This window comes from Rhodospirillales bacterium (genome assembly GCA_014323865.1).
GTDB lineage: Bacteria > Pseudomonadota > Alphaproteobacteria > SP197 > SP197 > SP197.
Genome location: JACONG010000007.1, coordinates 1 through 15,832, shown reverse-complemented (window position 1 = coordinate 15,832; position 15,832 = coordinate 1). Strand labels below are relative to the sequence as shown.

Annotated in this window: 11 protein-coding genes and 1 tRNA gene; 7 read left to right on the top strand and 5 right to left on the bottom strand. The window is 64.0% G+C overall.

What is annotated here, in order from left to right; translation table 11 throughout:
- Positions 1-12: 12 nt before the first annotated feature.
- Genes GDA49_03680 through GDA49_03670 form a run of 3 tightly spaced genes read left to right on the top strand, consistent with a single transcriptional unit; the run spans position 13 to position 6,546 of the window.
- Positions 13-2,460: an FAD-dependent oxidoreductase gene (locus GDA49_03680; GenBank protein MBC6439509.1), complete on the top strand. Its 2,448-nt coding sequence runs from the start codon at positions 13-15 to the stop codon at positions 2,458-2,460.
- Positions 2,461-2,464: 4 nt separating this feature from the next.
- Positions 2,465-4,918 (top strand): GcvT family protein, encoded by a 2,454-nt coding sequence (locus GDA49_03675; protein ID MBC6439508.1) that lies wholly within the window; start codon positions 2,465-2,467, stop codon positions 4,916-4,918.
- Positions 4,919-4,962: 44 nt separating this feature from the next.
- Entirely contained in the window at positions 4,963-6,546 is a 1,584-nt protein-coding gene (locus tag GDA49_03670; protein ID MBC6439507.1) for a trimethylamine methyltransferase family protein, read from the top strand.
- Between the two features lie 373 nt (positions 6,547-6,919).
- On the opposite strand, the gene GDA49_03665 is transcribed toward GDA49_03670, so the two are convergent.
- Positions 6,920-7,171 carry a hypothetical protein gene (locus GDA49_03665; protein ID MBC6439506.1) on the bottom strand — a complete coding sequence of 84 codons (252 nt, stop codon included), beginning with the start codon at positions 7,169-7,171 and terminating at the stop codon, positions 6,920-6,922.
- A gap of 507 nt (positions 7,172-7,678) precedes the next feature.
- Here GDA49_03665 and GDA49_03660 point away from each other — a divergent pair.
- Both GDA49_03660 and GDA49_03655 read left to right on the top strand, forming a co-directional pair.
- The gene (locus tag GDA49_03660; protein MBC6439505.1) at positions 7,679-9,058 is read left to right on the top strand and encodes an MATE family efflux transporter; all 1,380 of its coding nucleotides are present in this window, start codon (positions 7,679-7,681) and stop codon (positions 9,056-9,058) included.
- Positions 9,059-9,141: 83 nt separating this feature from the next.
- Positions 9,142-9,351, top strand: coding sequence for an NAD(P)-binding protein (locus tag GDA49_03655; GenBank protein ID MBC6439504.1), 210 nt, complete (start codon positions 9,142-9,144; stop codon positions 9,349-9,351).
- On the opposite strand, the gene GDA49_03650 is transcribed toward GDA49_03655, so the two are convergent.
- The 4 genes from GDA49_03650 to GDA49_03635 form a co-directional block, all read right to left on the bottom strand.
- Positions 9,302-9,376 (bottom strand) — tRNA-Val (locus GDA49_03650). The two genes, GDA49_03655 and GDA49_03650, sit on opposite strands and share 50 nt — an antisense overlap.
- A 72-nt stretch (positions 9,377-9,448) precedes the next feature.
- Complete coding sequence (locus GDA49_03645; GenBank protein MBC6439503.1) at positions 9,449-10,534, bottom strand: aminotransferase class I/II-fold pyridoxal phosphate-dependent enzyme; 1,086 nt, start codon at positions 10,532-10,534, stop codon at positions 9,449-9,451.
- A 4-nt stretch (positions 10,535-10,538) separates the two neighbouring features.
- Positions 10,539-11,714 (bottom strand): 3,4-dihydroxy-2-butanone-4-phosphate synthase, encoded by a 1,176-nt coding sequence (gene ribB, locus GDA49_03640; protein ID MBC6439502.1) that lies wholly within the window; start codon positions 11,712-11,714, stop codon positions 10,539-10,541.
- A gap of 34 nt (positions 11,715-11,748) precedes the next feature.
- Positions 11,749-11,985: a hypothetical protein gene (locus GDA49_03635; GenBank protein MBC6439501.1), complete on the bottom strand. Its 237-nt coding sequence runs from the start codon at positions 11,983-11,985 to the stop codon at positions 11,749-11,751.
- A 221-nt stretch (positions 11,986-12,206) separates the two neighbouring features.
- Here GDA49_03635 and GDA49_03630 point away from each other — a divergent pair, with 221 nt between their 5' ends.
- Positions 12,207-13,091 (top strand): N-formylglutamate amidohydrolase, encoded by an 885-nt coding sequence (locus GDA49_03630; GenBank protein ID MBC6439500.1) that lies wholly within the window; start codon positions 12,207-12,209, stop codon positions 13,089-13,091.
- Positions 13,092-13,337: 246 nt separating this feature from the next.
- A complete protein-coding gene (locus tag GDA49_03625) occupies positions 13,338-15,359 on the top strand; it encodes a CocE/NonD family hydrolase (protein MBC6439499.1) in 2,022 nt (673 codons plus the stop codon).
- Positions 15,360-15,832 lie beyond the last annotated feature (473 nt).

Sequence of the window (15,832 nt, the reverse complement as noted above, 5' to 3'; positions counted from 1 at the left end):
GGAGGACAGGACATGGTTGATCTCCCCAGCACGGCACGGGTCGTGATCATCGGCGGCGGCGCGGTAGGCGCCTCCAGCCTCTACCACCTCGCCAAGGCAGGCTGGACCGATTGCCTGCTGCTCGAAAAGAACGAGCTGACCTCGGGTTCGACATGGCACGCCGCCGGCAATGTCCCGACCTTCTCGGCGAGCTGGTCGGTCATGAACATGCAGCGCTATTCGACCGAGCTCTACCGCGGTCTGGCCGACGCGGTCGACTATCCGATGAACTATCACGTCACCGGCTCGATCCGGCTGGCGCATTCCCGGAACCGCATGCTCGAGTTCGAGCGCGTCTGCAGCATGGGCCGCTACCAGAACATGAACGTGAAGATGTGCACGAACGATGAGCTCATGGAGCTCTGTCCATTCCTGAAGACCCACGACCTCGAAGGCGGGCTGTATGACCCCTACGACGGCGACATCGATCCCGCGCAGCTCACGCAGGCGCTGGCCAAGGGCGCCCGCGACCTTGGTGCGAAGATCGTGCGCTTCTGCCCGGTTTCGGGCGTACGCCGCGACGGCGGCGAGTGGGTCATCGAAACGCCCCACGGCGACGTCCGCTGCCAGTATGTCGTGAATGCCGCGGGCTACCGCGCAGGTGAGGTCGGCGCGATGTTCGGCCGCGACGTGCCCTGTGTTTCCATGTCGCACCAGTACATGCTGACCGAACAGATCCCCGAGCTCGAGGCCTACTCCGCCAAGACCGGCAAGAAGCTTCCGCTGCTGCGCGACGTCGACAGCAGCTACTACCTGCGCCAGGAGAAGTTCGGCCTGAACCTCGGCCCCTACGAGCGCAACTGCAAGGCGCACTGGGTGACGGGCGACGATCCCATGCCCGACGACTTCTCGTTCCAGCTCTATCCCGACGATCTGGAGCGGCTGGAGTGGTACATCGAAGACGCCATGGCCCGTGTGCCACTGCTCGCGACCGGCGGCGTGAGCCGGGTGATCAACGGCCCGATTCCCTATGCGCCCGACGGTAATCCGCTGATCGGCCCGATGCCCGGCGTGCCCGACGCCTTCGAGGCCTGCGTCTTCACCTTCGGCATCGCCCAGGCCGGCGGTGCGGGCAAGGTACTGGCCGAATGGGTCATCGAAGGTGCGACCGAGTGGGACATGTGGTCGTGCGACCCCCGCCGCTTCACCGACTACGCCGACCGCAACCACGCGATCGCCAAGGCGATGGAGGTCTACAGCCACGAATACGCCATGCACTTCCCCGCACATGCATGGCCCGCCGGCCGCGACAAGCGGGTCTCGCCGGTCCACGACCAGATCACAGGCATGGGCGGTCAGATGGGCGCCTACAGCGGCTGGGAGCGCGCCAACTGGTTCGCGCAGGATGGCGACGACATCAGTGAAGAGTCGACCCAGACCTGGAGCCGCGCAGGCCCCTGGTACCAGCGCATCCGCGAGGAGTGCCTCGCCGTGCGGGACGCTGTTGGCGTGCTCGACCTGCCCGGCTTCTCCTGGTTCCACCTCAAGGGTGAGGGTGCCAAGGACTGGCTGCGCGGCATGATCACCGGCGGCATTCCGAAGATCGGCCGTATCGGTCTTGGCTACTTCGCCGACGACGCGGGCCGGATCATCACCGAGCTCTCGATCATTCGCTTGGGCGAGGACGAGATGTACCTGATCAGTGCGGGTGCCGCCCAGTGGCACGACCGCGACTGGCTCGAGCGGCACATTCCGGAGAGCTCCGGTATCACGCTGGAGAACCAGACCGGCCAGCGCTGCACACAGATCGTCTCGGGCCCGAACGCTCGCGCACTCTTCGCAGAGATCAGCGACGCTGATGTCTCAATGCCGTGGCTGACCTGGCAGAATGCGACCATCGCGGGCTGCGAGGTGCTGCTTCTGCGTGTCTCCTATGCTGGTGCACTGGGCTGGGAGATCCACAGTCAGTCAGCCGATACGTCGAAGGTCTATGGCGCACTGATAGAGGCCGGCAAGAACCACGGCCTCAAGCCGTTCGGTATGTTCGCGCTGAACAGCCTGCGACTTGAGAAAGGTTACCGCTCCTGGAAAGGCGATCTCTCGACCGACTACACGATCCTGCAGGGCGGCCTGGAGCGTTTCGTGAAGTGGGATAAAGAGAGCTTCAAGGGCAAGGCGGCGCTGGAGAACGAACGCCAGCAGGGTGTGAAGAAGCGCTTCGCCACCATGATCGTCGAAGCCGGCGACTACGACGCGCCCTACATGTCGACGGTGTGGAAGGGCGAGGACATGGTCGGCGAGACCACCTCGGGCGGATGGGGCCACCGGATCGACAAGTCGATCGCGCTCGGCATGGTGCGCGCCGACTTGGCCGAGCCGGGCACGGAGCTCGAGATTGAGATGTATGGCGAGCGCTACCCGGCAACCGTACAGCCAGACCAACCGCTGTTCGACCCCGACAACGAAAGCCTCCGGAGCTAGACCGATGCCCAAGATTGCAAGCAAGGCCCGCGCGGTCATCATCGGCGGCGGTGTCTCCGGCGCCTCGGTCGCCTATCACCTGGCCAAGCTCGGCTGGACCGACGTGATCCTGCTCGAACGCAAGCAGCTCACCTGTGGCACCACTTGGCATGCCGCCGGTCTCGTCGGCCAGCTGCGCAACGGCCAGAACATGACCCGACTCGCGAAGTACTCGGCCGATCTCTACACCAGGCTCGAGGAAGAGACCGGCATCGCCACGGGCATGAAGCAGAACGGCTCGATCACCGTGGCGCTCTCCGAGGAGCGCAAGGAGGAGATCTACCGCACCGCCTCTCTGGCCCGCGCCTTCGGTGTCGACGTCAACGAGGTCACCGCTTCCGAGGTCAAGGAACTCTACCCGCACCTCAACACCGACGATCTTGTCGGCGCCGTCCATCTGCCGCTCGACGGCCAGTGCGATCCCGCCAACATCGCCCAGGCGCTCGCCAAGGGTGCGCGCCAGAATGGCGTGAAGATCGTCGAGAATGTGAAGGTCACGGCCGTGCACGACGACGGCAAGAAGGTGACCGGAGTCGCGTGGAAGGGCGACGACGGCACCGAAGGCACGATCGAGAGCGAGTTTGTGGTCAACTGCGCTGGCATGTGGGCGCGTGAACTCGGCGCCATGTCGGGCGTCAACATCCCCCTGCACGCCTGCGAGCACTTCTACATCGTCACCGAGCCGATCGAGGGTCTGAGCCAAGTGCCGGTGCTGCGCGTACCCGAGGAATGGGCCTACTACAAGGAGGACGCGGGCAAGATGATGCTCGGCGCCTTCGAGCCCAACGCCAAGCCCTGGGGCATGAACGGTATCGCTGAGGACTTCTGCTTCGACCAGCTGCCCGAGGACATTGAGCACTTCATGCCGGTGCTGGAAAAGGCCATCAACCGCATGCCGATGCTGGGTGAAGCGGGCATCCGCACCTGGTTCAACGGACCCGAGAGCTTCACGCCTGACGACAGCTACTACCTGGGTGAGGCGCCGGAGCTGCAGAACTACTTCATGGCATGCGGGTACAACTCGATCGGCATCGTATCGTCGGGCGGCGCAGGCATGGCGCTGGCCCAGTGGATGAACGACGGCGAGCCGCCGTTCGACCTGTGGAACATCGACATCCGCCGGGTCCAGCCGTTCCAGAAGAGCCGGCACTATCTCAAGGAGCGGGTCAGCGAGTCGCTCGGCCTGCTGTATGCCGACCACTTCCCCTACCGCCAGCCTGAGACGGCGCGTGGCGTGCGCCGTTCGCCGCTCCACGAGCATCTCAAGGCGCGTGGTGCTTGCTTCGGTGTCACCGCCGGCTGGGAGCGTGCCAACTGGTTCGCGCCCGAGGGAGTCGAGGCGAAGTACGAGTACTCCTGGAAGCGCCAGAACTGGTTCGAGTACGCCGCCCAGGAACACATGGCCGTGCGCGAAGGCGTCGGCCTGTTCGACATGACGTCGTTCGGCAAGATCCGAGCGGAGGGCCGCGACGCCACATCCGTGCTCAACCGGATCTGCGCCAACGACGTAGATGTCGAGGCGGGCAAGCTGATCTACACCCAGTTCCTCAACAGTCGGGGCGGCATTGAGAGTGACTGCACGGTTACCCGGCTTTCGGAGACCGAATACCTGATCGTGGTGCCCGGTGCCTCGCTGGTGCGCGACATGGTCTGGCTCAAGCGCCACACGCCGGACGACGCCCATATCGTCTATACCGACGTGACGGCCGCCGAATCCGTGCTCTGTCTGATGGGTCCCAAGGCGCGAGACGTGCTCAGCGCCACCTCGCCCGCCGACCTTTCCAACGAGGAGCACCCCTTCGGGACCATGCGCGAGATCGAGATTGGCTATGGCGTCTGTCGCGCCCATCGCGTGAGCTACGTCGGCGAACTCGGCTGGGAGCTCTACCCCAGCACCGACCTGACGGCCCATGTTTTCGAGGTGCTCGAGGAAGCCGGTGCCGCCCACGGCCTCAAGCTCGCCGGTCTGCACGTGCTCGACAGCTGCCGGATCGAGAAAGCCTTTCGTCACTTCGGCCACGACATCACCGACGAGGATCACGTCCTTGAGGCAGGCTTGGGCTTCGCCGTGCGCGTGCAGAAGCCGGACTTCATCGGCCGCGACGCCGTGATGCGGAAGAAGGAAGAAGGCCTGAAGCGCCGCATGGTGCAGTTCAAGCTCAAGGACCCGGAGCCACTCGTCTATCACAACGAGCCCCTGGTCAGGGACGGCAAGATCGTCAGCCATCTGACCTCGGGCAACTACGGCCACTTCCTCGGCGGCGCGATCGGCATGGGTTATGTCCCGGTCGAACCCGGCGAGAAGGACGAAGACATCACCAGCTCGTCCTGGGAGGTCGAAATCGCCGGCGTGCGCATGGCTGCGGAAGCTTCGCTCAAGCCGATGTATGATCCCAAGGCTGAACGAGTCCGGATGTAGTTTTTGAGTTTCGTTGACACGGTCAGATCGGAAGGAAACAGACCATGACCGACACCAGCGTTTCCGACAATAGCGTCCCCCGCAGCCGCCGTCCTGGGGGCCGCGCCGCCCGCAAGGCGGCCCGTGCCGCACCGTTGCCGGAGAACATGCGGCCTGTGCGTCCGGGTATGGAAGGCGGCTGGTACAAGCCGCTGGCCGCCATCGACCAAGACAAGATCCACGCCACGGCGCTCCAGGCGCTCGAGGAGGTCGGCCTAGCCGACGCACCCGACAGCGGCGTCGAGATCCTGACGGGTGCGGGTGCCATACAGGGCGCCGACGGCCGCATCCGATTCCCTCACGCGCTGGTTGAGGACATGGTGGCCAAGGCCGCACGTGACATCACGCTGCACGGCCAGGACCCGCAGTACGACATCCAGCCCGGCGGCTACCGCGTCCACTTCGGATCGGCCGGCGCGGCGGTGTTCGTCTACGATCCCGAAACCCGCGAGAACCGCGAACCGACGGTCGAGGACCTCTATAACTCTGCCCGTGTGGTCGACAGCCTCGACAACATCCACTTCTTCCAGCGCACGCTAACCCCGCGCGATACGCCTGATCCCACCGACATGGACCTCAACACGCTCTACGCCTGCGTATCGGGCACAACCAAGCATGTCGGCACCTCGTTCACCGAGTGGAAGAACGCGGCCCGGGGGCTCGAGATGCTCCACATGGTGGCGGGCTCCGAGAAAGCCTGGCGCGAACGGCCCTTCGTCTCGAACTCGAACTGCTTCGTCGTGCCGCCGATGAAGTTCGCGACCGAAAGCTGCCTGGTGATGGAGACCCTGATTCGGGGCGGCATGCCGATCCTGCTGCTGTCGGCAGGCCAGGCGGGTGCAACGGCTCCTGCCCCGCTCGCCGGCGCGGTTGTCCAGGCGGTTGCCGAGTGTCTCGCGGGCGTGGTTTACGTCAACGCCATGGCACCCGGGCATCCCGCGATCTTCGGGACCTGGCCCTTCGTCTCCGACCTGCGCACCGGTGCAATGTCGGGCGGCTCGCCTGAACAGGGCCTGCTGACGGCGGCCTGCGGCCAGATGGCGCGCTACTACGACCTGCCCGGCGGATCGGCCTGCGCGATGTCCGATTCCAAGGAGATGGACATGCAGGCCGGGTTCGAGCGCGGCATGGCGAACGTCATGGCCGGTCTCTCGGGTCTTAACATGATCTACGAGAGCGTCGGCATGCACGCCTCGTTGCTAAGCCACTGCCTTGAAGCACTCTTCGTCGACAACGACGTGATCGCAGCCTGTATGCGCTGTGTGCGCGGCATTGAGGTCAGCGACGACACCATGGCGCTTGAGACCATGAAGGAGGTCTGCATGGGTGGCCCCGGCCACTACCTCGGCGCAGGCCAGACGCTGAGCCTGATGCAGACCGAGTACGTCTATCCGACGCTCGGCGACCGCAGCAGTCCCAAGGAGTGGCTCGAGAAGGACAAGCCCGACCTGATCGAGAACGCCATCAGTCGCAAGAAGGCGCTTCTGTCGGAGCACTTCCCCGCGCACATTACGGAAGAGGTCGACCAGGCCATACGCGATGCCTTCAACATCGTGCTGCCGCGCGACACCATGCGCCCGGCAGTGTGAACCAATTCCTGAGTGCATCCCGGCCGACCAACGAGAGAGCCGCGATCCCGTTACGAGACATCGGTGTGGCCCAGGCTCCCGGATCGGTGGGCCTACGGCCCTTGTCCGGGGTGACAGGTTAGATGGAAGGCTCAGTCATTGATGGCACAATCAAGTGAGGTCAGGAGGCATAGGGGGCGCGTTCGGCGAGGCCACTAGCGATGCGCGGGGCCATATGGTTGTTCATGCGAACCATGGGTCCGCACTCGGTCCGGCGGCTTTCGAAACACTATGATTCGGGCTCAAACCGCCTCGTTGATGCCATTGCGCCAGACACCGTTAAGAGTCTGACAAAACTGCCGATCGCAACACGCAAGTTGTTCGATGCAGTCGATCAGGTCGATTCCATGATGATTGAGCAGGTCTTCAAGAGGCCCGACGTCAAGACTGGCAAGAAGGCGCACATCGTCTGTGCGTTCGGCGGTTGCGCAGATGGCCCCAGCGCGACCCAGGACTGCTCGCGGACGAGCAACTCCATCCGTTCGTAGGCAGCGCTCTTCCCCTTGTGGCCTGACGTGTAGGCGATCCAGTCGTCAACCAGAGCCCCATCGCTCTCAAGCCGTTCGCAGAGATCACTCTTTGGCATCGACGAGCCCCAGATCGGCACGGATGTCGACGGTCATCTCGGCCGTCGCCGGCTCCAGCTCAATGCCAGCAGCATCCGCAACCTTCACGACAGCGTTGTAAGAGCCGATCGTGGCGGCGACATCGGCAGCCCACCAGGGGTCGGCATCGTTCTTGTCCCGTCACAGAATCCTCCAGAACCTTCCAGCGATCACGATGCAACCAAACTTGGGCCGGCTCGTGATGGTCGATCGGTCACATCTTGGCCAGCCGGGCGCCCACGATCTCGCGGCGTAGCGTTGCTCCGGTCCGACATTCCCCTTATAGGGGCGCGCATGTTCATCGGCATCGTCTGACTGCAGCGACCTGTGCTGCACCCGACCTGGCCTTTAGGCCGGGCGCTGGTCATTGACGACCGCATCGGCAAGCCGCTTGTTACGACTGGCACACCAGTCCATCCCGGTAACACCGCAACCGTTCTCGCCCTGACGGCCGTCCTCTTGTCCCTCCGACCAAGATCGGACTTTCCATGAGTTCCCTGTCTCTCTGGTTGCGCGAGCCCCGCGCCATCGTTCATCTCGCGGTGCCGCTGGCGCTGACCCATCTCTCCTACATGGCGATCATGATGACCGACGTCATCATGATGGGCTGGATCGGCACCGAGGCGATCGCGGCGGGCGAACTCGCGCGCACGTTCTATTGGGTGTTCACCGCCTTCGCCATGGGCGTCCTGACCGGCGCAACGCCGATCATGGCCCAGCATCTGGGTGCCCGGCGTTTTCGCGGGATCAGGCCGACCATGCGCAACGCGGCATGGCTCGCGGTGTGCCTTACCATCCCGGTGTCATTCATCTCCTGGTACTCAGGCCCGATCCTCGTGTTCCTCGGGCAGGATCAGCAGGTGGCCGACGACGGACAGGCCTATCTGCGCTGGCTCCTTTGGGGTCTTGTGCCCTCGCTGTGGTTCGCCGTTCTTACCGAGTTCCTCGCCGCCCACACACGCCCTCGGGCGGTGCTCGTGATCACCGTCTGCGGCATCGGCCTTAATGCGCTGCTCGACTACACGTTGATGTTCGGCAACTTCGGCGCACCCAACATGGGCCTTGAAGGCGCGGGCATCGCAAGCCTGGTCGTGAACTGGGTGATGTTCACCGCCTTGCTCGTTTTCATCGTGCGGGATCGCAAGTTCCGTCGCTATCGTCTGCTGGGGCGGTTCTGGCGCATCAAGTGGCCCGTGATCGGCGAAATCGTGAAGGTGGGCACACCGATCGCCTTCATCGAGATTGCCGAGATGGGCATGTACTTCGTGACGACGTCGATGATGGGACGACTGGGCGTCGAGGCGCTCGCCGCCCACGCCGTGACAGGACAGTGCTACGGGTTCGTCTTCATGATCCCGGTTGGACTGGCTCAGGCCGGCGCCGTCCGCGTGGGACGTGCCGCCGGCGCACGCCATCCTGATGGGGTCGTCCGCGCCGGATGGACCGCAACGGCGCTCGCCGGTCTGATTGCGGTGCTTCCGGTCATGGTGTTCTGGTTCGCCGGCCGATCGGTCGCCGGTCTGATTCTCGATCCGGCCGACGCCGCCAACACGGAGGCACTCAATCTCGCCGCAGTCCTTCTGAGCGTCGCTGCGTTCTTCATGATTGCGGACGCCGTGCAGATAGCCGCCCGCGGTGCGCTACAGGGATTGAAGGACACGACAGTCCCCATGCTGATCGCGGTCGGGACCAGCGCCGGGCTCGGCTTCCCGATAGCCTATGTTCTCGGGTTCGAACTCAAATTGGGCGGTGCCGGCATCTGGGCCGGCATGGCGAGCGCCATGCTGGGTGCGTCGATCCTCATGACCCTGCGCTTCAGGCGCCAGTCACGTCGATTCGCCGCAGAGATCGCCGCAACCGCAGCATGATCATCCCACTTTGATCGCTCTCTTTGCGTTCATATATTGTCATGTGCGCCAACAACGGAGCCGTTATGTAACAGGCCGATGTCATCATCGTCGGTGCGGGCATCTCGGGCGTGAGTGCCGCATGGCACCTGCAGACCATGTGCCCGGACAAGAGCTACGAGATCCTTGAGGGCAGCGACGTGGTGGGCGGCACCTGGGACCTGTTTTGCTGTCCCGGCATCCGGTCCGACAGCGACATAAGGATGGTGGGCGCAGCTGGGATTGAACCAGCGACCCCTACGATGTCAACGTAGTGCTCTCCCGCTGAGCTATGCGCCCATCCTTCGCGAGAAGACGATGTAGATAGCCAAAGCACGGGCGCTTTGCAACAGCACCGTCGCGGTCGCGGGACTATCCTAGGATGTCAGCCAGAACGTCGCTGAGGGTAGTCATCTCGTCGGGTGCGCCGATACTGATGCGCAGGTGGTTCGGCAGGTCGAAGTTGGCGACCCGGCGCAGCAGGATGCCCCGGGCCTTCACGGCCTGATAGAACGCCTCGCCGTCCATGCTGAGGCTCTCCGGAATCTCGACCAGGACGAAGCTCGCCTCGCTCGGAACCGGCTTCAGACCGAACTGGCGGAGCTGATCGGTGAAGCGGTTGCGCAGATCGAGTGTCTTGCGCCGCACGGCGGCAACATGGTCTTGGTCGGCGACCGCCGCAGTCGCACCCGCCAGGCACTGGGTCGGAATGCTGCCCAGGGTCCGCATCCTTTTGACTGTCGCCACGATATCCTCGGGCGCATAGGCCCATCCAACGCGGAGTCCGGCCAGCCCGTAAACCTTCGAAAAGGTGCGCAGGGTGACGACGTTGAATCCCTCGTCGATCAGACATTCGCCGGTGTCGAAGTCATCGCGGTCGACGAATTCGCCATAGGCCCCGTCGAGCCAGAGCATGACATTGGACGGCAGGTTCTCGGCCAAGCGACGAATCTCGGAGAACGGCACCAGGGTGCCCGTCGGGTTATTCGGATTGACGGCAAAGACAATCGCGGTCTCGGGCGTCACGGCCGCGAGCATGGCATCGACGTCCATTGTGAGATCGCGCTCGGGCGCCAAGATCACATCGGCGCCGTTGATCTCCACCAGCGTCTTGGGGAAGCGGTAGCCGTACTGGCTCATGACCATGGCGCGGCCCGGCTCCAGGTAGCATTGGGCGAGCTGCGCCATGATCTCCATCGAGCCGGAACCGCAGAGGATCCGGGCAGGATCGAGACCATGGCAACGGGCCAGCGCATCACGCAGATCAACTTGGTCGACGTCGCTGTAGGCTTGGCCCTCTTGGGCCGTGGCCCGGATCGCTGCCGCTACCTCAGGGCTCGGCGCAAAGCCGAGTTCGTTGCTGCCGAGTTGGATGGGCGTATCGAATCCCGGGATCGTGGTCTCGGCGCCGACATAGGACTCCAATGCCGCGATTGCCGGACGCGGTGAGGTGGTCACGACGTCAGGCCCCCTCGGCGACAGCGTCCTCGGCCGGGCCTGCCTCGGTGAACGCCACCTTGCCGGAAATCGTCAGGCCGTAGCCCTCGATCGCGCGGTAGCGCGCCGGATTGTTGGTCAGGATGCGGATGTCGCGCAGGCCGAGATCGTAGAGAATCTGTGCGCCGGTGCCGTACTGACGCCAGTCCGAGCCATGCAGCACGTCGTTCTGATCGGCATTGTCCTGGTCGTAGACGCGGCGACGTCCCAGACCCAGGCCCCAACCCTGTGTACCGCGTAGGTAAAGCAGAACGCCGACGGTCTCGGCCGCCAGCCGTTCCATGGCGAGATCGATCAGGCTTCGGCCTGCCCCCCGCATGCCGCCGAAGACATCGTCGATGGCACTTGCCGCATGCACGCGGACCAGAACGCCCTCGACCTCGGCCAGGGGATCGCCCTTGACCAGGGCGAGGTGCTCAGTGTCGTCGACCATGGAGCGATAGACATGGGCCACGAACATGCCATGGCTGGTCTGGAAGGGCGCGGTCTCCACGCACTCGACCAGCTTCTCGTTACGCCGGCGATAAGCAATAAGGTCGGCAATCGAGATGAGATGCAGGCCATACTCGCGCGTGAAAGGGATGAGATCGGGCAGACGCATCATCGTGCCGTCGTCGTTGACGATCTCGCAGATCGCGCCGGCCGGATAACAGCCCGCCATGCGCGCCAGATCGACCGCCGCTTCCGTATGGCCCGCACGCGTCAGCACACCGCCTTCTCGCGCCCGTAAGGGGAAGATGTGGCCGGGCCGGGCGAAATCGCCGGCACGCACATCGCGGTTGCCGCCGTCGCCCGTGAGCGCGCGGATCGTCTTGGCACGGTCTGCGGCCGAAATGCCGGTCGAGGTGCCATAACGGTAGTCCACAGAAACCGTGAAGGCCGTGCGGTGCTGCTCGGTGTTGTGCTGCACCATCTGCGGCAGGTCGAGTTCGTCGAGCCGCTCGCCCTCCATCGGCGCGCAGATGACGCCCGAGGTGTAACGCACGAAAAACGCGATCGTTTCAGGGGTCGCCCGATCGGCGGCCATGATGAGATCGCCCTCGTTCTCACGCGATTCGTCGTCGACAACCACGACAGGCTTGCCATCGGCAATGGCGCGGACCGCATCCTCGATCGAGGCGAAGACGGAGTTGTCGTTCATGACATTTTTTCCTGAAAGGCGGGTTCTCCGCGTATCACGCAACCAGAAGGTTGTCGATCTCGTCGGAAAGCCTGTTGAGATGGAACGGCCGCTCGAGCACGTTGTCATCAAACACGGGTCGGGCGCACTCCTTGAGCGGCAGAACACGAAAGCCATTGAGGGACAACACCCGCAAGCAGGGAACGGCCGCACCGGCCCGCCGGGCGAGCTCAGGGCCGTCGATCTCGTCCATGCAGTCCTGGGTGATCAGGATATCAAAGGCGACGGGCACGAGATGGGGGTCGCATCACGGCCGCTGCACACGGGTGAAACCGTGTGTCCCTGACGAAGCAGAGTTCTAGCGAGATAGCCTCGAAGCGCATCGTCCTGTGCTGCCAAGAGAATCCGCGCCATCGGCGTTATTTCCGTCCCGACCAGCGGCACCGCAAACCCACCGCACAGCCCACCCAACCGGGGGATGACATGTCCACGGGTGTAGTCTAAATCGGAGCCGTGACACGGGCAAACGACAACGGGACCGGAGACGTCCTGGTGCTCCGGAAACCCGACCGGTGGCGCCTACCGGCGGTCGTTTCCTCGCCGCACAGCGGCCGTGACTACAGCCCCGATTTCCTGGCCTCCAGCCGGCTCGACGACCTGGCGATCCGACGCTCGGAAGACGCCTTCGTCGATGAGTTGATCGAGGGCGTGACCGACCACGGCATCGCTTCGGTTCATGCGCTGTTTCCGCGCGCCTATCTCGATCCTAATCGCGAACCCTATGAGCTCGACCCCCAGATGTTCAATTCCGCGCTGCCACGCTGGGTCAACAGCCGCAGTCCGCGCGTCAAGGCCGGGCTCGGAACGGTGCCCCGGGTCGTCGCCGGTGGTGCTGAGATCTACAGGCGCAGGCTGCCGCCCGACGAGGCAGAACGCCGCATCAAGCGTTGCTATGTGCCCTATCACGACACTCTGGTGGCCCTGATCAAGGAGGGGCGCGAAACCTTCGGATCAATCTGCCTGGTCGACTGCCATTCCATGCCTTCGACCGGCAACGACGGCAATCAGCAAAATGCCGATGTCGTGATCGGCGACCGCTTCGGTGCGTCGTGCGACCGCTTGATCACGGCTGCCGCCACCGAGGCCCTGCGCGACCGTGGGCTTGTGGTGCGGCGTAACGATCCCTACGCCGGCGGCTTCATCACCGAGCACTACGGGCGTCCGGATTTTGGCATCCATGCTGTCCAGATCGAACTCAACCGCGGCCTCTACATGCATGAACGAACCATGCGTCGCGGACCCGGCATGGCGGCCGTACGGACGGCCCTTGAATCCATGGTTCTCGCCGTCGCCGAAGCGGCGCTGACCATCGCCGCTCCCGCCAACGCGGCCGAGTGAGATGAGGGCACCGGGCACGTCCGACCCCGCTGCGTGAAGCCGTCTCGCGCCACAAGGGCGAAGACCCCGAAGTCGCCCTTGGCACCTCATCTCTTCAATCTGGGCCGCGTCGAAGCGCGCTGCGGGCATCTCGAGGCTGCCGAGGCGGCATACCAGGCCTGCGGTCGCGCAAGGCGATTGCAGGCGTTCGACAACGCCGATAGCGTCGCGACAAGCAGGGAGAACAACACCATGGCAACCAACGATATCGACGTCGTCACGCAGTTTCCGCGCCGCATTCGTGTCATTGAGCACACGTGGATACCGATGAGCGACGGCACCAGACTCGCAGCACGCATCTGGCTGCCCACTGACGCCGAGCAGGACCCGGTTCCCGCCATTCTGGAATACCTGCCCTACCGAAAGGTCGACAGCACGCGCGCTCGCGATGAGCTGACCCACCCCTACTATGCCGGCAACGGCTACGCCTGTGTCCGCGTCGACATCCGGGGATCGGGGGAGTCGGACGGCATACTCAAGGACGAGTACCTTGAGGGAGAGCAGGACGATGCGCTCGAGATCCTCGCTTGGATCGCCGCCCAGCCGTGGTGCACGGGCGCGATCGGCATGATCGGAATCTCGTGGGGTGGCTTCAACGGCCTGCAGGTCGCCGCACGCAAGCCGCCGGAGCTGAAGGCGATCGTCACGATTGCTTCGACCGATGATCGCTACGCCGACGACATCCACTACATGGGCGGCGTCATGATCAACGACAATCTGTCGTGGGCCGCCACCATGTTTGGCATGCAGACCCGACCACCGCATCCGGCCATGGTCGACGACTGGCGGGCGCAGTGGCTGGAACGGCTCGAACGGAACGATCCCTGGATAATCAAGTGGCTTCATCACCAGCGCCGTGACGCGCAATGGCAGCACGGCTCGGTGATCGAGAACCACGGCGACATCGAGGCCGCCGTCTATGCCGTAGGCGGTTGGGCCGACGGTTACTCCAATGCCGTGCCGCGCATGCTGGCCGGTCTCTCGTGCCCGAAAAAGGGGCTGGTCGGACCGTGGGCGCACAAGTATCCCCACTTCGCCACACCCGGACCGCGCATCGGCTTCCTGCAGGAAACACTGCGCTGGTGGGATCAGTGGCTGAAGGGCATCGACACCGGGATCATGAACGAACCGGAGTACCGGGTCTGGATGCAGGAGAGCGTTTCGCCCGCCACCTGGCGCGCGGAACATCCGGGCCGTTGGGTCACCGAACCTTCGTGGCCCTCGCCCAACATCGAAACCAGAACGCTTCACCTGAACTCCAGGGGCGCACTCTCGACCGAATCCGGCGACGACGGCGACGCCATCATCCACACCCCGATGACGATGGGTCAGCGCCAGGGCGAATGGTTCAGCTACGGCCTCGTACCCGATGCCCCGGCCGACCAGCGCGAAGATGACGGCTGTTCGATTGTGTTCGAGACCGAACCGCTGACAGAAGCGGTCGAGATCATGGGCGCACCGGTGCTCGACCTTGAGGTCAGCGCCGACCGTCCCAATGCCTTCCTGATCGCCCGGCTGTGCGACGTTGCTCCGGACGGTGCCTCGACCCGGGTGAGCTACGGCGCCCTGAACCTGACTCACCGCGACAGCCACGAGCACCCGGAACCTCTCATCCCGGGCAAGACCTATCGCGTTCGCCTGCAGCTCAACGACATTGCACAACACATCCCGGCCGGCCACCGTATCCGTGTCGCGCTGTCCAACAGCCTATGGCCGATGTTCTGGCCGTCGCCGGAGCCCGTGACGGTGTTGCTGCGCACCGGTCGATCGTCACTTGGCCTGCCGCTTCGTGATGCCCGTGCCGAGGACGGAGCCCTGCGGCAGTTCGGACCGCCGGAGAGTTCGGCACCCTGGGAGACAGAGACCCTCGAACCCGCCGACTACCAGCGCCGGGTGGAACACGACGACACCACCGGCCAGACCCGCATGACGGTCGTCAACGACAGCGGCCTGACCCGGGATCCCGAAACCGGCTGGACCTTCGGATCACGCGTCTGGCAGGCCTTCGACATCAAGGAGAACGACCCGGCCTCGGCGCACATGACGGTTCACTGGACCCATCGCTTCGGCAGCGACGAGCATGATCTCGATATCCGTACAGAGACCCGCTCGACCCTGGCCTGCAGCGCCACCGACTGGCTCTTCTGGGCAAACTGCGAGGCGTTCGAAGGTGATCGCCGGGTCTTTGCGAAGACCTGGGACAGTGTCATTCCGCGCGATCTCAATTGAACGCGATGCCTGAGGGGCTGAATATCGACGGCGTGCGTGTCCGCGTCGGTCAGCGAAAAAAGTTCCAACGAGGCTTGACCCCCGGCCCTTCGACCCGATATGGTCGGCTTTCGTCGAGGATGTCGACGAACAGGGAGAAATCGACCATGAACAGGTTGGCCATGAACAAGTTGTCGAGCGTTGTTGCAGCTGTGCTTCTGATTGCAGGGGTTTCCGCCAACGCAGATTCCGGTGCCGATTCCGGTGAGGCCGCGACTCTCGCCAGTGTGTCCGAACTCACATTTGCTGGCCAGCAGGGTCCCGAACCCCTTGTCGTCCGACACACTGGAGGTTTTCGAAACAAAATAGTTGAACCGTTCATCTATCGTAACGGAATCATCAACAAGTTCAACAAGATTGATTCAGCTGCAGCTGGCAGTCTTGTCGCCCCGTCTTCCCTCCCGCGTAACGGGAAAGCCACCATGACGGGATAT